This window comes from Antarctobacter sp. (assembly GCF_034670325.1).
GTDB lineage: Bacteria > Pseudomonadota > Alphaproteobacteria > Rhodobacterales > Rhodobacteraceae > Antarctobacter.
In genome coordinates, this window is sequence record NZ_JAXMNR010000008.1 from 236,163 (window position 1) to 253,982 (window position 17,820).

Below are 17,820 nucleotides of genomic sequence, written 5' to 3' on the forward strand. Positions count from 1 at the left end.
TTCCTATGGGGATCGCCAGCGTCGCAACGCACCCTCTATACGCGCGTAGGCTTGGATCGCCTCATGCTTCGAGTGATGCCCGTCGCAGAATTGGTGGCCGTAAGTGTCTGCGCGGGTATCTTCGATCGTGTAGCCGAGCGCGAGAAACGCCTCGTGCGCCGCCTCAGTCAGCCGCGCGGTATGGCGCGGTGAGGTCATGACGGTCACGCCGGCGATCTCCCGGCCGATCTGTGTGTAGTGCCGGTCCACCCAGACGTGGACGCGCGACAGGCCGTGCTTTTCGATGAGCCAGAGCGTCACGTCGCAGATGTCCTGCTCCATCCCGAACCGATCGGGATGGACGCTCAGGCGGCGCCGGCGCGCCAGCTGAAGGACACAATGCGCACCGGTCTCAGTCGGCATGGCGAAAGCGCGCGAGAAGTTCACTAACCCGCGCGCCATGCCAGAGGGTCATGTCAGAGGCCGGAAGGCCCCGTTCATGACCGATCCGGTCGAGTGACGAGGGCGTCTGGTTTGCCAGGACGCCGTGGATGCTCCGCAGTGCAGCCTCGACGGCATCGGCATCCGGGATCGGCTGCCCGAAACCCCCGTGCAGGTCACAGAGCGCCGAGAACCCCTTCCTGTCGTCGAGCGCGTCGAGCAGGTCGCAGAGGCTCGCGCCATGGCGGCGGAGGTGCTGATCCACCGTATAGGCGGCGCTGAGACGCGCCTCGGCGGTGTCGAAGGTGTTGGTGTTGAGCATGATAATCTCCCTTTCATGCGGTGGCGGTGTTGGATGTCACTGAGAACTGACCCAGCAGCAGTCGAAATTGTCACTGAGAATTGACCCATGTGGAACCTTGCCCCTGACGGGATTTGTCGGGGGTTATTGGAGTGATCGACATGGATTTTTTAAGCGTCATTCGACGTTGGGCGTTGCGGGACAAGATGCCCATCCGCGAGATTTCACGGCGGACCGGGCTGTCTCGCAACACCATCAGGAGGTATCTGCGGGCGGGCACTGTTGAGCCCAAGCTCCAGGCACCATCAAGGCCAAGCAAGCTGGACTCGTATGCAGAGAAGCTGACAGGCTGGCTGGTGACGGAGCAGCGCAAGTCGCGCAAGGATCGGCGGACCGCGAAGCAGATGCATGCTGATTTGGTGCAGCTTGGCTATGACGGCTCGTATGAGCGGGTCGCAGCCTTTGTTCGGGCATGGAAAGGGGATCGACAACGCGCGCAGCAGACGACCGATCGCGGGACATTCGTGCCGCTGGTGTTCCAGCCGGGCGAGGCGTTCCAGTTCGACTGGAGCGAGGACTGGGCCCATGTCGGCGGCGAGCGCATCAAGTTACAGGTGGCCCATACCAAGCTGTCGCACAGTCGGGCGTTTCTGGTCAGGGCCTATCTGTTGCAGACGCATGAGATGCTGTTTGACGCGCACTGGCACGCGTTCCGGGTCTTTGAGGGCGTTCCGGGCCGCGGGATCTACGACAACATGAAGACGGCGGTGGATCGCGTGGGCGCTGGCAAGAAGCGCGATGTAAATGCGCGGTTCCTGGCCATGACCAGCCACTACGTTTTTGAGGCCAATTTTTGCAATCCGGCAGCGGGCTGGGAGAAAGGCCAGGTCGAGAAGAACGTTCGCGATGCTCGCCACCGGCTTTGGCAGGTGATGCCGACCTTCCCTGACCTCGAAGCACTGAATGGCTGGCTTGAAGAACGCTGCAGGGTTCTATGGGCCGAGACTGGGCATGGCACTTTGTCTGGCAGTATTGCCGATGCCTGGGAGGCTGAGAAGCCGGCACTGATGCCCTTGCCTACGGCCTTTGATGACTTTGTCGAACAGAGCAAGCGCGTATCGCCCACATGCCTTATCACCTTCGACCGCAATCGCTACTCTGTGCCTGCCAGCTTCGCAAACCGCCCCGTCAGCCTGCACATCTACCCTGAACGGCTGGTGATCGTGGCCGAAGGGCACGTGGTCTGCGAGCATCAGCGCATCATTGAGCGGTCACACCGGCAACCTGGCCGCGTCATCTATGACTGGCGACATTACCTCGCCGTGGTCCAGCGCAAGCCGGGCGCGCTACGCAATGGTGCGCCCTTCGTCGAGATGCCGGAGGCGTTCCGCCAATTGCAGAGGCTGATGCTGCACAAGCCCAGCGGCGATCGCGAGATGGTCGAGATCCTGTCCTTGGTGCTGCATCATGACGAACAGGACGTGCTGTGCGCCGTGGAAATGGCTCTGGAGGCGGGCGTGCCGACCAAGACCCATGTGCTGAACCTGCTCCACAGGCTGGTGGATGGCACGCCAATCGACCAGCCCGATGTGACGCCACCTTTAAGCCTCGCACGGAAGAAGGAACCTGAGGCGAATGTCGCACGCTACGATGGACTGCGGGGAGGAACACGCCATGCGTCATGACCCCGCTGGAGCCGCCATTGTCATCATGCTGCGCAGCCTGAAGATGGTCACGCCGGAGGCGTGCTTCCAGCACGACGCATGGCGCAGGCCGTGCATGACCTTATGGAACAAGGTGCGCCTGCATTTGACGCGGCAATCCCGACCCTGTCGCAATTGCTCAAGGCTGAAATGGCCGAACGCGAGGTGCGCTCCATTGCCTATCACATGAAGGCCGCGCGCTTCCCGGCCTACAAGGACCTCTCTGGCTTCGACTTCGCCGCCAGCGAAGTCAACGAAGCCCTCGTGCGCCAACTGCATCGGTGCGAGTTCATGGACGCGGCCGAGAACGTGGTTCTGATCGGCGGACCCGGAACTGGGAACAGCCATGTTGCGACTGCATTGGGCATTCAAGCCATTGAGCATCATCGCAAGCGGGTGCGCTTCTTCTCGACCGTCGAACTGGTGAATGCGCTGGAACAAGAAAAGGCCCAGGGAAAGGCTGGAAAGATCGCCGAGGCGCTGGTGAAGACCGAATTGGTGATCCTCGACGAGCTCGGCTACCTGCCGTTCAATGCCTCGGGCGGTGCGCTGCTGTTCCATCTTCTCAGCAAACTATACGAGCGCACCAGTGTAGTCATCACCACCAACCTCAGCTTCAGCGAGTGGGCCAGCGTTTTTGGCGATGCAAAGATGACCACGGCACTCCTCGATCGCCTCACCCATCGCTGCCACATCCTTGAAACCGGAAACGACAGCTATCGGTTCAAAGCCAGCTCCGAGACAGCAAAAAAGAAACGGAAGGAGACAGTGGCATTGACCCAATCATGAATCAGGAAACATAACGAACGGGAGGGTCAGATCTCGGTGAAAATGCTGGGTCAGTTCTCAGTGACATCCAACAAACTTGGGCTCGGGGCGCGGCTCTGCTTCCGTTTCCCAGTGGACCAGTTCGCTAGGAAAGAATACACTGGCGTCCGTTTCGAAGACGTGCCGGGAAGTCGATGCGCAATGTCGGTAGGTGTCTGCGCGGGTGTCTTCGATCGTGTAGCCGAGGGCGAGAAACGCCTTGTGCGCCTCCACGGTCAGTCGAGCGGGGTGGATCGGAGAGGTCATGACGGTCACGCCGGCGATCTCCCGTCCGATCTGCGTGTAGTGCCGGTCCACCCACACGTGCACACGAGACAGGCCGTGCTTCTCGATGATGACCGGCGAGGGCGTGCCTGGTGCGCTACATCGTCGACGTCTACCACCGGTCCCCGCACAGCGGGTTGAATGGGGAGACACTTCTCGACTGCTGGAACCGGCTGGTCGAAAAATTCGGCGTTCAACCGCCCCCCGACCTTGGCCGCCGGCGTCTGATTTTCGGCCATGAGCGGGAACGGACCGTGACCCGGCAGGGGATCACCATCCTGGGGATCCGGTATCACTCGGAGGTCCCGGCCTGGTTCATGACGAGGGCGCAGGAGCGCAAGGTCTCAATCCGGTGGTATCCCGAGGATATCGGCGCCGTCTGGGCCGAACTGAATGGACGCTGGTTCGAGATCCCCGCTGTTTTCGATCGGTATCAGGGTGTCTCCGCCCAGGAGTGGGTGGATGCCGCGGCGGAATCCGGGCCCAGAACGCCCGCAACGCCGACGTGAACTTCGCGGCCGTCCGCCAGGCGCTCGACTTCATCAAGGAAACCAACAGCGCTGCCATGACCCGTGTCGGGCTCATCATGGAAGACTGGTCCGAGAAGCGTATCGACTACGAGGAAGACCGCCTGTTCATCGGGTTCAGCACCTCGGAGACGGAGCCTGAGAACCCCTATGACGGGGACCGGGATGGATGGGGGACAAGCCTTCCCACGGCAGGTTCAGCGACTTCGGACGGCACTGCCGATGCAAATCAGCCCCGTGCCGAAGATTCTGCTTCCGGCAATTTTGGCCCGATCCAATTTCCCGATCATCAGCCTGGCTATGGTGCCGATGCGGCTGGTGACGGCGACGACTGGACCCTGGTGGACGAAGGACCATGAGTGCATCAGATCTCACCAGCAACGCGAAACTCGCAGCCGTGGACCGGTTGCGAGACAAGTATCTCGCGACCCCTCGGGACGCTCAGTTCCGGAGCTATCTGGACCGGCTGCTGCAGCGCGATAACCAGGGCAACCTGATTCCGAAGCCGCGCCTTTTCAACAAGGCCGGCGATACACGCCGCGTCGCGGTCGTGGAGCCCGCCGGCGGAGGCAAGACCTCGCTGGTTCTTCATGGCCTCAAGACCCATCCAGCCCTGCAACCGCGCGATGCGGCGCATCAGCCTTGGGTCGGGGTCCGGGTCCCGAGCCCGCCCACCGCCAAGAGTCTCGCGATCGAGATCCTCAAAGCCAGCGGTTAACGTCGCGATAGGGCGCAAACAACTGCTCCACACTGTCGCTATGTGCAATGATCTCGATGTCTGCGGACAGGTTTCTGATCCTCTTGGACTTTGTTCTGCAGGTATGTAATCATGCGATTACAGCGTGGAAGCACAGCAAGTCAACAGGTGATAACTTGAATAATAGAACAGATCGACCACGCGTCACCGAGATCAAAGAACGCAATTCGGTTGCCACAAAAGAGGCGCTTCTGGCTGCGGCCCGCGTTGAATTTCAGAAAGCAGGGTATGTGGGCGCCAGCACTCGCAAAATCGCGTCAGATGCCGGATGCAATGCAGCCCTCATTAACCGGTACTTCGGTTCAAAAGCCGGACTGTTTGACGGTGTGATGGAGGCATGCATCGATCTGGATGCTCTTGAGTGTCTGTCAAACGATGAGATAGTGTCCGCGTTGGCCGATATCGCCTTGTCCAAAGCGGAATTGAAAGCTGAATTCGACCCGATTGTCGTAGCCATCAAATCGTCAGGTTCACCAGACGCGCAACTTGTTGTGCGAAACCGACTGGGGAACCCAATGGTTGAGCAACTTGCATCGCTTATTGGCGGCGAAAGTGCCGAGCAGAAAGCCGGCGTCATTCTTAGCCTGATTTCAGGAATGTATGTCGGTCGTGTGTCCGTGGGTGCCCAAGCGTTATCCCAATCGCAGAATGAAACGATCCGACCGATGCTGACCGCAGCGCTGCGCGCGATTTTGACATCGGAACGCACTTAAGTATTTGCATTTCCTTTCGTGAGGAGGCTGTAAGGGGACCTTGATGTTCAACGCAGCATCCGCCGCTCTGGGCTCGGAGCCGACATGCGGCGCCACGGCGGATCGTGCGCCTGGCAGGCCGCAGCGGCCGTCGCACCCGGCCCTAAGCGGCCGTTTGCTTCGTGTCCGAGAGCTGCGGTTCAGCCTTGCCAGAGCGGCCACTCGTCCACCGTGCAGTCTTCTGGGGGAGAAAAATCAGCACGGCGGAGAAAGTTGCCCCCTAACGGTCACCTCTCTCTTAATGTGATCTCCGCAATTGATGCCGCGCTTTCCTTGAGGGCGGACTGGCTTTGGGTCCAGGCGGCGGACTCTATCGCAAAGGTGCTCCTCAACCAGGCCAATGTCAGCCGCCGCGTGGCCTCCAGCGCGTCTGGGTCTTCTGCTTCGGTTTCGCGCGCGTCCCAGCCTGCGATGCCGCCCAGGCCATGGCCCACATCGTTGATCGTCAGCAGGGCTTCGGTGCCGGGGGCCTCGTGGAACGCATCGGCGTGCCACTCGGGACCGCGGGGCGTGAAATACGGGTCGTCATCGGCACCGCAAACCACGAGGGTCGGGGTGCTGAGACCGCCGAAATCGACGTCGAAGAATGGAAAGCGCGCGGCGTGTTCCGGGGTCAGGTCCGCGCCGCCACGGCCCGGAGAGGCCAACAAGATGCCAGCACAAATGCGCGGGTCGGAAAAGTCCTCGCCCAGCAAGCGCGCGCCAAGCAGCAGGCTGCAAGTGTGTCCACCGAAGGAATGCCCGGCCACGGCGATCCGCTCATGGTCCAGCCGTCCGGCCACGGCCGGTGCCTGCCGCTCGACCTCGCTCAGATGGTCGAGGATCGCGCGCATCTCCGCGACCCTTTCGCGCCAGAAGAACGGCCCACCGGGAAGATCTGGGTCAAGCCCGCCGACCCGCGAACTGGCGTGGGTCGGTTGGATGACGGCCAGCCCCCGCTCGGCCCAGAACTGCGCAAGCGGGGCATAGCCATCCTTGGAGGAGATGTAGTTTGAGGGACCAAAGCCATGCGACAGGATCACGATGGGCAGATCCCTCCCGGCAGCAGGTGCTGTCAGGCGCAGCTCCAGCGGCTGGCGGCCGGACATGGGAAGATGGATCGGCGCATAGGCGATGGTGATCTCAGGCTCTGGTGTCGGCAGGGCGCGGGAGAGAGTGATCAGTCTGTTCATGGGGTGTTTCCGTTTGAGGGGATATCAGCAAAGGACGCGTCACGCCGTGGCAAGGCCCTCTTCGCGGAACCAGGTTTCTGCATCTGCGCCTGCCGGCAGCTTCATCGGCGCAGTTTCGTCCATGACGGCACGCCAGACGGCCTGCGCGACATCCTGCGCCTCGGTCCTTTCGGTCGCGGACCGTAGGCTCTGAAAATACGCCTCCACGAAGGGGCCATAGGCCTCCGGGATATTCATGCCCATTCGCGCCACGGCATTGCGTCCGAAGGATGTCGATGGCGCGCTGCCGGGCAGGACCAGCCGGGTGCGCACGCCGAATTCCGCGGCCTCAAGTGCAAAGCTTTCGGTAAAGGCATTCAGCGCGGCCTTGCTGGCGCTATAGATCGACAGGGCTGGCAACGGGCGCAGCGTCACGCTGGAGCTGACGTTGACGATGACGCCGGCCCGCTGTGCGCGCATGGCGGGCATCACGGCGCGGGTCATCGCCATGGCCCCCAGAACGTTGGTTTCAAACAGCTCACGCGCCCGGGAGATGTCAGCCCCTTCCAGCACGTTGAGCATGCCGACACCGGCGTTGTTCACCAGCGCGTCGATCTGGCCCGCATCGGCGATCGCAGCCGCGATGCTGTCGGGGTTGGTCACGTCCAAGGCCAACACCCGCAGGCGATCGGACACCGGTAGCCCGTCGCCGGAGGGGCTGCGCATTGTGGCGACAACCTGCCATACCTGATCGAGGAACTGCGCGGCGATGGCCTGTCCGAAACCGGAAGAACACCCGGTGATGAAGATACGCGGCATGGAAAATCTCCTTGTCTTGCTTTTCACAAAGGTAGACGGCAGGATCCGGCCTAACTATATGGAGATATCCGCAATCAGACATAGATCGTCCAGAATCATGCTCGACAGTGCCATGGACCCGCTTTCCAGCGTCGTGACCCTGCTCAAGCCGTCGGTCTCGATCTCCAAGATGGTGGAAGCGGGCGGCCAGTGGCTGGTGGAGCGTCACGACATGGCCAGCCCATTCTATTGCGCCATGGTCGAAGGGCAGTGCCGATTGCACATTACCGGGCGCGATCCGGTCACGCTGTCAGCTGGTGATTTCGTGCTGATCCCCCAGCTGCGGGGTTTCACCATGACAAGCGAGGTGCCCCCGCCCCCGCAGGTGCCCCGCCTGCCGCTTGAAACCGGCCCCGGAAAGTTCCGGCTTGGCGCGGCGGAGGTCCCGGTCGATATGCGCGCCCTCGTCGGGCACTGCCGATTTGACACGCCGGCCCGAGGGCTTCTCGTGTCACTGCTGCCGCAGATGATCCATGTTTCCGATCACAACCGCCTGACGGCTCTGGTGCCGGTGATCCACGAAGAAACCCGCGCCGACCGCCCGGGGCGTGAAATGATCCTCGAACGTTTGCTTGAAGTGTTGCTGATCGAGGCCCTGCGCTCGGGCCCGGCGGCGACCCTGCCGCCAGGGCTGCTGCGCGGCCTGTCGGATCCACACCTCTCCGGCGCATTGCACCGGATCCACGCCGAGACGGGCGGCCCCCTGTCCGTTTCACAACTGGCAAAGGCGGCGGGCCTGTCGCGCTCCGGCTTTTTCGAACGGTTCCGCAGGCAGGTTGGCCGCGCGCCGATGGAATACGCCACCGAGTGGCGCATGGCCGTGGCCAAGACCTTGCTGCGGCAGGGCGGGCTGACCAACGCCGAGATCGCCCAGAAGGTCGGCTACGGGTCCGCCAGCGCATTCGGATTGGCATTTGTACGACACGAGGGCCTGTCACCTGGCGCGTTTGCGAACAAGGGCGGTGGTTAGAGCCGGAAGCGCGCCCCCGACCTGCGTCACCCGCCCTTGGGCACAAGCGGATCCGGGCTCAGTGCAGGCCTGCGGCACCGCAGCGGCCGCCTCGCCCTACTGAGACGACCCTCTCTATACATCCATCACGCTCGCACCGGATGACCAGTTTCTGCGATCAAGGGGCGGTCGACTCTTCGGCGCCATGCGGGGCGGCTGACTGAAACCGGATGCAAGCTGCACCCGTTGCCCGCGGTCACGGCGTGCGCGGGCGACGGCACCAGGCGACCAGCGCCTCGGCGAAGCGGGACATTGTCGGCGACACTTCGCGCGACGGGTAGTAGAGATAGAACCCTGGCAAGGGTCCGATGTGGTCGTCCAGCACACTCTCCAGCCGACCCGCTTCGAGATCTTCCGCCACCATATGGCGCCACAGGCAAGTCAGCCCCAGCCCCCGGATTGCGGCCTGCCGCAGCAACGCCCCTTCGTTGAACACCATTGTGGTGGCATCCCGGAAGATCACGTCACCCGTCGGCCCGACGAACCGCCATGGCATCACGCGGCCCGCCGAATGCATCCGGTAGCCGAGGCAAGGATGTCCCGCCAGGTCCTCCGGCCGGGCCGGCCGTCCGGCCCGATCAAGGTAGTCGGGAGCCGCGACGACCACCGGCCGGGTCTCCTCGGTCAGGCGCCGGGCGATCATGTCCTGCTCCAACCGGTCCCCCATGCGGATACCGGCATCGAACCGGCCCTGCACCAGGTCTTCCAGTGCATCGGTTGCGGCGATCTCGACCCGGATCCCGGGGTGCGCGGCCCGGAAGGCCGGGAGCATCGGCAGGACCAGCAGTTCAGCCGCGTCGCGTCCCATTGTCAGGCGCAACAGCCCGGAAGGCTGATCCGCCCCGGCAGCCACCTGCGAAAGCGCCGCGGTGATCTCGTCGAGCGCCGGGCCGAGCCGCGTCAGCAGGGCCTCCCCCACGGCCGTCGGCGCAACCGAGCGCGTGGTGCGCGACAACAGCCGCTGGCCGATATCATCCTCCAGCCGCCTGATGGCATGGCTCAGCGCCGATTGCGTCACGCCCAGCTCGGCCGCCGCGCGGGTAAAGCTGCCGTGCTCGACCACCGCGCGCAACGCGGTAAGGGTATCAAGGCGGTCACGCGCCATTCATGACTCCTTTTCATTGACTTCAGAAAAATGACGGACTTCTGGTGCGAATGAAAGCATCGTATCTCCCTGCCATGACGCATGGCCGCAACTCCTCGGCCGCCCCGACGCAAAGGACATCAGATGACCGACAGGATCACTCGCCTCAACCCGACCTCCCTGCCCAACACCAGCGCCATTGGCTACGCGCAGATTTCCATCGCACAACCGGGGCGCATGGCCTTCGTCTCTGGCCAAGTGGCTGGCGCAGAGGCCGTGGCAGAGGGCTTCGAAGCGCAGGTCGCAGACGTGATGCGTAGAGCTGGTGCCGCTCTCGTGGCGCTGGATGCAACGCCCGAGGATATCGTCCTGGCACGCATCTACGTGGTCGACCTGGACGAGGTCCGGCTGGGCATCTGCGTCGCGCAGTTCAACGCCTTCTGCAACGCCGCCACGCCGTCACTGACGGGGGTTGGTGTGGCCGCATTGGCCGGTTCGGGTCTACTGGTCGAGTTGGAATTGCAGGTCCTGCTGCGCGATTGATGCCATATCAGCGATGCCACACGGGAGGCTTGTTCCGAAAAATCAGTTCGAGCGACCCGTGTCCTGACGTTCACGTCCCTGTCGGGCGGCGATGAGAAACAAAGCTGCCCGTCGGATATGGTGTTCCCGAAGGCTCGCGCGCCGCGACAAGCTCCGCACCCCTTCCCGAAGCGTCAATGCGGGTGCGCACAGAACCTTCTGCCGAAAAAGACAGGACGATATGACCCTTGCCGCGCCTTGCGGGAGGGAGAGTTCCTGCCTGTACTCCCGTCGCTCTTTCGCAGTGATTTACGGATGCACTGAATGACGCCGCGGCCCAGGGTGAACCCTGCGCAGAGCCGCCGCTCTTCCAGGACGCAGCGAAGGTCGGCTGTCCGCCCTTCGTGTCGATCATCCCCGTACCGCTCGGCGCAGCCTGGCTGAATGTCCGCTTCCGCGGTGCGGCCGAGGTGCCTTCGCGACCGCGGCAAAAGTCCGCTTCCCGCCGGTCCTGTCGGATGCCAACGGAATGCGGCGCTGTTCCCGAACGGCCAGATCGGGCAGTAGGCCGCCCTCCCGACCGCGAAGTCGCATTCCGAAACGGGCATCCGTTTGCGTTAGGTCAAGGCTCCCGCTTCTGGGGTCCTGCTAGCTGAAAGCCAGCAGGGAGGGCTGACCATGACAATAATGAAAAGTCTTTTGTTGGGATGGGGTCTGGCGCTGGCCTTGGCATTCGGCGCCGCGCCAGCGGCCGCGCAATCGGTCGATGCCATCAATGATCTGTTGCGCGGCGGCTCGGGCAATGTTCCGAAAACCGTTCAACCGGCGCCCCCCGTGGCCGCGCTGCCCGAGGGCAACACATGGTCCGCACCCAAGGTCGAGCGGGATGGTGATGAAAACCCCAAGCTCACCTACCACGGGCAAGCCGCCGGTGATGGGCGCGCAGCCCGGATCACCCTGACCTTTGACGGGGCGGACGTGACCGGCACCATCTGGATTCAATCGGTCTGCGAAAAGAACATCCGCCTGGGCGGCGCCGATCTGACCTTTGACGGGACGCTGTCGGGCGCATGGGAAAGCAAGAACGCTCGGATCGTCGCCGATTGGGAGGGCACCGAACATTTTTGCGGTACGGATTTGAAGAACCACGGCACGCTGGAATTCTTTCTTAAGGACGATGGCTATTTCGATCCGGTCATGCACCTGCGGATCATGGGAGAACGCGGGCGCTATGGCTGGAATTTCAGACCCGCAGGCAAGGTCCTGGTGGACGATCCGGCAAAAGGCTCGGTGATCCTGCCGACCGATGCCGAAGACCCGGTCATCCCCGGAGACACCAAACCTCGCAAACCTGCGGTCACCAAAGACCCCGATGCGGACGGCAAAGGCACCAAGCCGCGCCTGCCGTGGCGCGAACCTATCGACCCTGACACGGTCAAAGGTTTTAGTCTGTTGCCCAATTCGCTTGCTATGAAGCCCGGCACCTCGCGGAAGCTGCCCTGGGTGCTCGCGTTGATTGGCGACTATGACGGCGGATCGGACCGCAATGTGCCTGCCGCAAACCTGACCTGGGACTTGCCTGCAACGCTCGCGATCGTTGATGGCAAGTTGAAGCTGTCCGGCACGGTCAAAGACGACAAGGCGATCCCGTTTACGATCAAGATCACGCTGGAGGAACTGAAGACCGAACTGGAAGGGTATGTCAGGCCGGTGATCGGCGAAAAACTCGGCAGCATCTCTGGCAGGGTCTCTTTCCAATACAGCCCAACGCCTGTCGGCGGGGCTCCGAAACGACCGGTCACGGCAACGCTGGAACTGATTCCGGAAGGCAAAGCCCGCAGCGAAAGACAACGCATCACGGCAGAGCGTGACGGCAGTTACAAATTCGAAAACCTGCGCAAAGGGCTGTATCGCCTGATTGTCGTCGACGTGGCCCCCACGGATTTCCCGAAAGGCTATGTTTTGGACCGGTCTAGATCCTGGGGCTGGCGGTACGGTTTTTGGTCGATCCCTGTTGGGATGGAGTACTATGACGACGAGCCCCTGACCTGGGATCACAAAAACATCTACGCTAGTATTTTGGTCCATATCCCGCCGCCGCTCGAAGGCACCGTTCATGGCCGGGTGATTTACAAGGGCAAGGGACTCGAAGGCGTAACCGTGATGGCCCACAACGTCGCTGACAGCGATATCAACGGCAAGGTCGTGTCCGGTAGGGATGGGGCATTCCGGATGGAAATAGACGCTTTGCCAGACGGCAAATACTGGATCCGGGCCGAGAAGTATCAGCGTGACAGGATCGCAGGGCCGGACGATTATCTGGATATTCGCACCAACCGGTTGGAGGATCCGATCCTTGTCCATAGTCCCCTGTCCGATCCACTTGGGCTGAACTTGGATATCGAGGTCGACAAGCGACGGGCGATTTTCGGCGGACAGGACAAGCCCTATGAGATTCCGCCACTTCCGGGGGAAGACCCCAAGAAATAGGGCCGCAGGCGAGCAGCCCCCAACCCGACGCGCTACAACACGAAATCATCCGCCGTCAGCCCGGTGACGCCTGCAGCCCGGGTTTACGCGTCGATCCGCACGATGGTCGATCCCGTGGGTGTTTCGAACAACCGCAGCTCCGGGTTGCCGGATGGCGTAAAAGCCGTACAACTCAGACATTCAGGCCAAGCATAGCATCGGTCAGAGTGGGCTCGAAGCAGACCTAAGGCAGCGCGGCGTGATACGATGTAGCGCCGACACGGTGTCGGCGAAGAGGCGGCGTGCGGCGGAACGGAGAAAAACGTGATGTCCGCTGCCAATCTTCCAGCCATCCGTTCCTGCCGCCCAGCTTGGAACAAGGGCCGTATCGTCGGCCAGAAGCGACCGCTCATGCCGAAGCATGTCTGGGCGATCCGCGTGCGCCTCGAGATCGCAGGGCGCACCCGCGATCATGCGCTTTTCAACCTCGCCATCGATAGCAAGCTCCGCGGATGTGGCCTCGTGATGCAGAAGGTCGCGGACGTCTATGCCGCTGCCGCTGGCCAAGTCAAGGAACGAACCTCCATCACACAGAGCAAGACCCGACAACCGGTTCACTTTGAGATTGCCGAGGGGACGCGGACGTCGCTGGTTGCTTGGCTTGAAGATGGACCTGTCGCGGTTTGATGCCGCTCTTTTGATAGCATTTACTGCAGCAAAGGAGACAAGCTATGGAACTGAAACGCACGGCCGAATTCCGCGCTGATGCGGTGCGCATTGCACTGACCAGTGGGTTGACGCGTAAGCAGGTGGCTTATGACCTTTGCGTTGGCATGTCTACGCTGAACAAATAGCGGGCGAAGTATGGTGGCATGGATGCCAGTCTCATCAGCGAGAAGGAGGCGATGGCCGAGGAGAACCGGCGGCTGAAGCGCATGTATACCGACGTCAGCATGCAGAACGACCTGCTGAAGGAGGCGCTCGGAAAAAAATGATACGGCCAGTTCAGCGCCGGGAGTTGGCCGTGAAAGCGGTGGCAATGAAGAACGTCAGCGTTGCGCTGGCGGTAATAGCCTCTCAATCAGCGATATTCCGAAGGTGTTATGGCCCTGAATACATCAGCGGCACCCTCATGGAATGGGCTGAGGATGGCATCACCCTGGCCCATATCCAGCCCGGAAAGCCTCAGCAGAATGCCAATGTCGAACGCTACAACCGGACGGTCCGGTACGAATGGCTGGACCTCTCCATTTTTGAAAGCATCGAGGAAGTCCAGAAGATTGCCACCGAGTGGCTGTGGTCCTACAACAACGAGCGCCCCAACATCGGCAACGGCGGGATGACACCCGCTCAGAAACTGAGAGTGGCCGCGTAGATTCTGCGACCCAGCCTCCGCAAAACCGGGGGGATTACTTCACCAATCCACGCAATCTGCAGCGCATCCGAGACAAAGAAGGCCTGTCGATTGCGGCGGGCCAGCCTTAGAAAAGTGACATCTGCCGGTCGTTGGGATCGGCAATTCGACAGCGGTGTCGGGCCTTCCAGGACCACAGCTGTCGCCCAAGCTGCCAAGCACCCGGACGAGGGCGGCTTCGAGATCCTTGTCAGTCATACCAGCGGCGATCTCGTTGACATACCAGCGAGTCAGCGCCTTGGTGGCGATCCGAAAGGCGTCTTCCTTATCCGCCTGGCTGAGTGGGCGGGCTTCTCGGGCCATCTGTATTCACTGGCCGGCATGATCGTCAGAACGCGGGGCTCAGGCTGGGTCATCCCCATGATAGTTCTCTTTCCGTAGGGTGGCGGCCCGAAGGGATTTCAGGCGCACCCTCGAAAGTAGAGAAGGGCTTCTAGCATTATTGTTCGCGGACAAACAGGAACCGACAACTCCCCCTCATCTGCGGATTTTGCAGATGGACAGGCCGTTGGTTATGCGTAGTCGGTCCACCCTGCAAGACGGCAGCTGCAGGTTGACCTCCAAGAGACAACCGGCCCTGACCTGCCGTACATGTTGCCTGAAACGAAAGTCCGCTGTTCAGACGCTGGCATCCAAACGCTTGGCACTTTACATCACACGTTCATCTTACCCCCATCGACGTTCAGCGTCTGTCCGGTGACGAAATTACTGTCGGACGATGCCAGATACAGCAACGTGCCTAACAGGTCCTCGGGCAGCATCTCGCGCTTTATCGAGCGTGAGGCGACTGTCGGCGCGCGTGCCATGTCAAAACCCGCGTTGCTGCGGATGCCTTCGCTTTCGGTCAGGCCGGGGGCGATGGCGTTGATCTGGATGTTCTTGTCGCCCAATTCGCGCGCATGGCAGCGGGTCAGCGCGATGACCGCGCCCTTGGACGCGGTGTAATGGGACAGCCCCGGCGGGCCGTAATAGAACGTGCCCGAGGCGATATTGACGACCTTGCCGCCGCCCTGCGCGATCATGGTGGGCACGATGGCTCGCATGACCTGATGGACCCCGCGCGCGTTGACCCGCATGATCGTGTCGAATTCCTCGTCGCTGATCTCGAAGAAAGGTTTCGGCGTCAGCGTGGCAAAGATCGAGGCGTTGTTAACCATGATGTCTAGCCCGCCCATGTCCTTGGCGGTATCGACCATGGCCGACAGGTCGTCGTTGTTGGTGACATCGACTTTCATGCCTTGCGCCGTGCCGCCCGCGTCTGTGATCGCCCGAACAGCGGCCCCTGTGTCCTGGACATCCGTCACCAGAACCTGCGCGCCGTGCTCTGCCATGGCCTTGGCCATCAGGGCGCCGATCCCCTGTGCGGCACCTGTGATCACTGCGGTCTTTCCTGTCAGTCGTCCCATGGTGTCCTCCTTTGGTGCCCCGCCGCTATGCGGTCTGTGGGCGTGTTCAAATGTCAATCTCGAGGATTTTGGCGACCTCGGGCCAGCTTTTGGAACCGTTCTCGCGCAGATCATTTGTCAGGTCTTTGGGTACCCAGTCGATCAGACACCGCTGGAAATTCGGCCGCGCCTCGATCCGGGCGAACCATTGATCCACATTGGGCAGGCGGCCGCCCTCCCACAAGCCGCGCATGGACATCATGGCAAGTCGGTTGACGTAGGGCGTCATGGCGATGTCCGCGATGGAGAACCGGTTCCCCACCAGCCAGTCATTGCCCTCCAGCGCGTCCTCCATCTTGTGCAGGTAGCTGTCGTACAGCTTGACCTTGTCCGCAGCACCCGGCGCGTCGAACCCATAGCGCACGTAGATGTCCTTGAGATCCTTCCAGTTCGCCGTGACCGAGGCCTTTGGCGTGGAGGCAAGGAATTCCTTCACCCCCTCCGGCCCGAGATTCTTCAGCACCGTATGCCGGTGCGAGCAAACAAAGGTGACCGCGCCGCAGGCGGGATGCAGGTCTTCGTCCACCGCCTTGGTCCAATAGCGCGCCTGCGCGCGTTCCCACGGGTCGGTTGGGTGAACCGAGGTTTCCGGTTCGATTTGGTCGAGATATTCGATGATCACCGTTGAATCCGGGATCACCGTGTCGTCATGCACCAGTGTCGGAACGACCCCCTTGGGGTTCAGAGCCAGATATTGGGGCGTAAACTGTTCTCCCTTGAGAATATCGATGTAGACGCCCTCCCAAGGCAGACCCTTTTCGTCCATGGCAAAGCGTACCTTGGCGGCGCAGACGGATGATCCGTGGTGGTAAAGTGTAAACGTCATAGTTGCACCGTGATCCATTTGAGTTCCGTCATCGCTGCCATGTCGGCATCCGTGCCTTCGCGCCCGACGCCGCTTTCGCCGTTGCCGCCGAAGGGCACATGGGCCTCGTCATGGATGGTGGGGCCGTTGATGTGGCACATGCCGGCCCCGATGTTACGGGCGAAATGCATGGCCTTGTCGATGTCTCGGGTAAAGATGGCGGAGGACAGGCCGAAGTCCGTGTCGTTGGCGCGGGCCAGGCCCTCTTCATACGAGTCGATCGGATAGATCGAGGTGACAGGGCCAAAGGTCTCTGACTGACAAACGGTCATTTCCTCCGTGACGCCGGTCAGCAAGGTGGGTTGGCAGCGGTTGCCCTCCCATTCGCCGCCGTTGGCGACGGTTGCACCCTTGGTTACGGCATCCTCGATATGGGCGCGCACGCGGGCGCGCTGGCGTTCCGAAATGATCGGCGCAATCACGGTGCTCGGGTCGCGCAGGTCGCCCATGCCGACCTTGCCGGCGATCATCGCAAAGCGTTTAACGAAGTCGTCGTAGATCGGGCGTTCAACGTAAAACCGGCTGGAGCCGATGCAGGCTTGTCCGCCGAACATGAAGATCGAGCGCGCCGCGAGCGGCACCGCCTTGTCCAGATCCGCGTCGGCCAGGATGACGGTCGGGCTTTTCCCGCCCAGTTCCAGCGTGTTGGGCGTCTTGTTGCGGGCGCAGATCTCGGCAATGTGCTGACCGATCACCGACGATCCGGTGAAGGTTACGAAATCCACGTCCTTATGCCCGGTCAGGGCATCCCCGACGTCTGCGCCGATGCCCGTGACCACGTTGTAGGCCCCCTTGGGCACGCCCGCCTCTGCCACGATCTGCGCAAACAGCACCGTCAGATGCGGTGCCATTTCCGAGGGCAGGTGCACGACGGTGTTGCCCACCGCCAGCGCGTTGCAAACAAGGCGCGTCGTCTTGATCAGGGGCACGTTGAACGGGGTGATGACGGCCACAACGCCCAGCGGTTCCCGCACCGACATGGAAAACGTGCCGGGCCGGTCCGAAGGAAAGGTCTCGCCCCGCACATTGCGGCACATGCCAGCCGCGGCGCGCACCATGGTCAGGCCCTTGTCGAATTCGAACATCGCCTTCTGGATGGGGGAGCCGATCTCGTCGATCAGGCAATCGAGCAGATCCTGCTTGCGCGCCTCCATGATCTCGGCCACGCGCAGCAACCAGCGTTCGCGCTCTTTTGGCAGTGTGTTGCGGTAGTCGGCAAAGGCGGATTTCGCGGCGGCCACGGCGCGTTTCATGTCCTCTGCGCTACCCCGCGCCGCATGGGCGTAGAGGCTGTCATCCAGCGGGTTGAGCACGGCAAAGGTCTCGCCGCCGGTGGCGTCCGTCCAATCCCCGCCGATGAAATGTTGCAAGGTCTTAATTTCAGTCTTGGTGTCCATGTCTTTCTCCTGACCGTGTCTCGACACGAATGTTCTCTCCAATCTGGTATGCGG

The 17,820-nt window shown here is 61.9% G+C and carries 19 protein-coding genes and 2 pseudogenes; 12 read left to right on the plus strand and 9 right to left on the minus strand.

Annotated elements, in window-relative coordinates; genetic code table 11:
- Window positions 1-3 precede the first annotated feature (3 nt).
- A complete protein-coding gene (locus VOI21_RS19750) occupies window positions 4-441 on the minus strand; it encodes a hypothetical protein (RefSeq protein WP_323771681.1) in 438 nt (145 codons plus the stop codon).
- Window positions 392-742 carry a hypothetical protein gene (locus VOI21_RS19755; protein WP_323771682.1) on the minus strand — a complete coding sequence of 117 codons (351 nt, stop codon included), beginning with the start codon at window positions 740-742 and terminating at the stop codon, window positions 392-394. Before VOI21_RS19755 ends, VOI21_RS19750 begins: the two co-directional genes overlap by 50 nt.
- A gap of 140 nt (window positions 743-882) precedes the next feature.
- On the opposite strand from VOI21_RS19755, the gene istA reads away from it, so the two are divergent.
- Both istA and istB read left to right on the plus strand, forming a co-directional pair.
- Window positions 883-2,406: an IS21 family transposase gene (gene istA / locus VOI21_RS19760; protein ID WP_323771719.1), complete on the plus strand. Its 1,524-nt coding sequence runs from the start codon at window positions 883-885 to the stop codon at window positions 2,404-2,406.
- A 78-nt stretch (window positions 2,407-2,484) separates the two neighbouring features.
- Window positions 2,485-3,213: an IS21-like element helper ATPase IstB gene (gene istB / locus VOI21_RS19765; protein ID WP_323771683.1), complete on the plus strand. Its 729-nt coding sequence runs from the start codon at window positions 2,485-2,487 to the stop codon at window positions 3,211-3,213.
- A gap of 57 nt (window positions 3,214-3,270) precedes the next feature.
- Here istB and VOI21_RS19770 read toward each other — a convergent pair whose 3' ends face one another.
- Entirely contained in the window at window positions 3,271-3,507 is a 237-nt protein-coding gene (locus VOI21_RS19770) for a hypothetical protein (RefSeq protein ID WP_323771684.1), read from the minus strand.
- A 101-nt stretch (window positions 3,508-3,608) separates the two neighbouring features.
- Between VOI21_RS19770 and VOI21_RS19775 the strand changes: the two genes are divergently transcribed.
- From VOI21_RS19775 to VOI21_RS19790, 4 genes are all read left to right on the plus strand, one after another.
- Window positions 3,609-4,025 carry a Mu transposase C-terminal domain-containing protein gene (locus tag VOI21_RS19775; protein WP_323771685.1) on the plus strand — a complete coding sequence of 139 codons (417 nt, stop codon included), beginning with the start codon at window positions 3,609-3,611 and terminating at the stop codon, window positions 4,023-4,025.
- Entirely contained in the window at window positions 4,022-4,402 is a 381-nt protein-coding gene (locus tag VOI21_RS19780) for a hypothetical protein (protein WP_323771686.1), read from the plus strand. The genes VOI21_RS19775 and VOI21_RS19780 overlap by 4 nt, the downstream gene beginning before the upstream one ends.
- Window positions 4,399-4,761, plus strand: coding sequence for a hypothetical protein (locus VOI21_RS19785; RefSeq protein ID WP_323771687.1), 363 nt, complete (start codon window positions 4,399-4,401; stop codon window positions 4,759-4,761). The genes VOI21_RS19780 and VOI21_RS19785 overlap by 4 nt, the downstream gene beginning before the upstream one ends.
- A gap of 83 nt (window positions 4,762-4,844) precedes the next feature.
- A complete protein-coding gene (locus VOI21_RS19790) occupies window positions 4,845-5,513 on the plus strand; it encodes a TetR/AcrR family transcriptional regulator (RefSeq protein ID WP_323771688.1) in 669 nt (222 codons plus the stop codon).
- Between the two features lie 266 nt (window positions 5,514-5,779).
- Here VOI21_RS19790 and VOI21_RS19795 read toward each other — a convergent pair whose 3' ends face one another.
- The gene (locus VOI21_RS19795) at window positions 5,780-6,724 is read right to left on the minus strand and encodes a dienelactone hydrolase (RefSeq protein WP_323771689.1); all 945 of its coding nucleotides are present in this window, start codon (window positions 6,722-6,724) and stop codon (window positions 5,780-5,782) included.
- A 39-nt stretch (window positions 6,725-6,763) separates the two neighbouring features.
- Window positions 6,764-7,522: an SDR family oxidoreductase gene (locus tag VOI21_RS19800; RefSeq protein WP_323771690.1), complete on the minus strand. Its 759-nt coding sequence runs from the start codon at window positions 7,520-7,522 to the stop codon at window positions 6,764-6,766.
- 97 nt (window positions 7,523-7,619) lie between these two features.
- On the opposite strand from VOI21_RS19800, the gene VOI21_RS19805 reads away from it, so the two are divergent.
- On the plus strand, window positions 7,620-8,531 hold the full coding sequence (locus tag VOI21_RS19805) for an AraC family transcriptional regulator (RefSeq protein WP_323771691.1): 912 nt from the start codon (window positions 7,620-7,622) through the stop codon (window positions 8,529-8,531).
- A gap of 235 nt (window positions 8,532-8,766) precedes the next feature.
- On the opposite strand, the gene VOI21_RS19810 is transcribed toward VOI21_RS19805, so the two are convergent.
- Window positions 8,767-9,675: a LysR family transcriptional regulator gene (locus tag VOI21_RS19810; RefSeq protein WP_323771692.1), complete on the minus strand. Its 909-nt coding sequence runs from the start codon at window positions 9,673-9,675 to the stop codon at window positions 8,767-8,769.
- A gap of 123 nt (window positions 9,676-9,798) precedes the next feature.
- On the opposite strand from VOI21_RS19810, the gene VOI21_RS19815 reads away from it, so the two are divergent.
- From VOI21_RS19815 to VOI21_RS19835, 5 genes and pseudogenes are all read left to right on the plus strand, one after another.
- Window positions 9,799-10,197, plus strand: coding sequence for a RidA family protein (locus tag VOI21_RS19815; protein ID WP_323771693.1), 399 nt, complete (start codon window positions 9,799-9,801; stop codon window positions 10,195-10,197).
- 657 nt (window positions 10,198-10,854) lie between these two features.
- Window positions 10,855-12,666, plus strand: coding sequence for a carboxypeptidase-like regulatory domain-containing protein (locus VOI21_RS19820; RefSeq protein WP_323771694.1), 1,812 nt, complete (start codon window positions 10,855-10,857; stop codon window positions 12,664-12,666).
- 306 nt (window positions 12,667-12,972) lie between these two features.
- Window positions 12,973-13,314, plus strand: a pseudogene (locus tag VOI21_RS19825) (integrase); the annotation flags it as partial.
- A 62-nt stretch (window positions 13,315-13,376) separates the two neighbouring features.
- Window positions 13,377-13,499, plus strand: a complete 123-nt coding sequence (locus VOI21_RS19830) for a hypothetical protein (protein ID WP_416358992.1) — start codon at window positions 13,377-13,379, stop codon at window positions 13,497-13,499.
- Window positions 13,500-14,020, plus strand: a pseudogene (locus VOI21_RS19835) (integrase core domain-containing protein); the annotation flags it as partial.
- Window positions 14,021-14,712: 692 nt separating this feature from the next.
- On the opposite strand, the gene VOI21_RS19840 reads toward VOI21_RS19835, so the two are convergent.
- Genes VOI21_RS19840 through VOI21_RS19850 form a run of 3 tightly spaced genes read right to left on the minus strand, consistent with a single transcriptional unit; the run spans window position 14,713 to window position 17,766 of the window.
- Window positions 14,713-15,465, minus strand: coding sequence for an SDR family NAD(P)-dependent oxidoreductase (locus VOI21_RS19840; protein ID WP_323771695.1), 753 nt, complete (start codon window positions 15,463-15,465; stop codon window positions 14,713-14,715).
- A 46-nt stretch (window positions 15,466-15,511) separates the two neighbouring features.
- On the minus strand, window positions 15,512-16,330 hold the full coding sequence (locus VOI21_RS19845) for a glutathione S-transferase family protein (RefSeq protein WP_323771696.1): 819 nt from the start codon (window positions 16,328-16,330) through the stop codon (window positions 15,512-15,514).
- Window positions 16,327-17,766, minus strand: coding sequence for an aldehyde dehydrogenase family protein (locus tag VOI21_RS19850; RefSeq protein ID WP_323771697.1), 1,440 nt, complete (start codon window positions 17,764-17,766; stop codon window positions 16,327-16,329). Before VOI21_RS19850 ends, VOI21_RS19845 begins: the two co-directional genes overlap by 4 nt.
- Window positions 17,767-17,820 lie beyond the last annotated feature (54 nt).

What these genes read in the sequence shown, in the direction of transcription:
- VOI21_RS19750 (WP_323771681.1), bottom strand. Translation starts at nt 441, where the DNA reads ATGGCGCGCGGGTTAGTGAACTTCTCGCGCGCTTTCGCCATGCCGACT.
- VOI21_RS19755 (WP_323771682.1), bottom strand. Translation starts at nt 742, where the DNA reads ATGCTCAACACCAACACCTTCGACACCGCCGAGGCGCGTCTCAGCGCC.
- istA (WP_323771719.1), top strand. Translation starts at nt 883, where the DNA reads ATGGATTTTTTAAGCGTCATTCGACGTTGGGCGTTGCGGGACAAGATG.
- istB (WP_323771683.1), top strand. Translation starts at nt 2,485, where the DNA reads ATGGCGCAGGCCGTGCATGACCTTATGGAACAAGGTGCGCCTGCATTT.
- VOI21_RS19785 (WP_323771687.1), top strand. Translation starts at nt 4,399, where the DNA reads ATGAGTGCATCAGATCTCACCAGCAACGCGAAACTCGCAGCCGTGGAC.
- VOI21_RS19795 (WP_323771689.1), bottom strand. Translation starts at nt 6,724, where the DNA reads ATGAACAGACTGATCACTCTCTCCCGCGCCCTGCCGACACCAGAGCCT.
- VOI21_RS19800 (WP_323771690.1), bottom strand. Translation starts at nt 7,522, where the DNA reads ATGCCGCGTATCTTCATCACCGGGTGTTCTTCCGGTTTCGGACAGGCC.
- VOI21_RS19805 (WP_323771691.1), top strand. Translation starts at nt 7,620, where the DNA reads ATGCTCGACAGTGCCATGGACCCGCTTTCCAGCGTCGTGACCCTGCTC.
- VOI21_RS19810 (WP_323771692.1), bottom strand. Translation starts at nt 9,675, where the DNA reads ATGGCGCGTGACCGCCTTGATACCCTTACCGCGTTGCGCGCGGTGGTC.
- VOI21_RS19815 (WP_323771693.1), top strand. Translation starts at nt 9,799, where the DNA reads ATGACCGACAGGATCACTCGCCTCAACCCGACCTCCCTGCCCAACACC.
- VOI21_RS19820 (WP_323771694.1), top strand. Translation starts at nt 10,855, where the DNA reads ATGACAATAATGAAAAGTCTTTTGTTGGGATGGGGTCTGGCGCTGGCC.
- VOI21_RS19830 (WP_416358992.1), top strand. Translation starts at nt 13,377, where the DNA reads ATGGAACTGAAACGCACGGCCGAATTCCGCGCTGATGCGGTGCGCATT.
- VOI21_RS19840 (WP_323771695.1), bottom strand. Translation starts at nt 15,465, where the DNA reads ATGGGACGACTGACAGGAAAGACCGCAGTGATCACAGGTGCCGCACAG.
- VOI21_RS19845 (WP_323771696.1), bottom strand. Translation starts at nt 16,330, where the DNA reads ATGACGTTTACACTTTACCACCACGGATCATCCGTCTGCGCCGCCAAG.
- VOI21_RS19850 (WP_323771697.1), bottom strand. Translation starts at nt 17,766, where the DNA reads ATGGACACCAAGACTGAAATTAAGACCTTGCAACATTTCATCGGCGGG.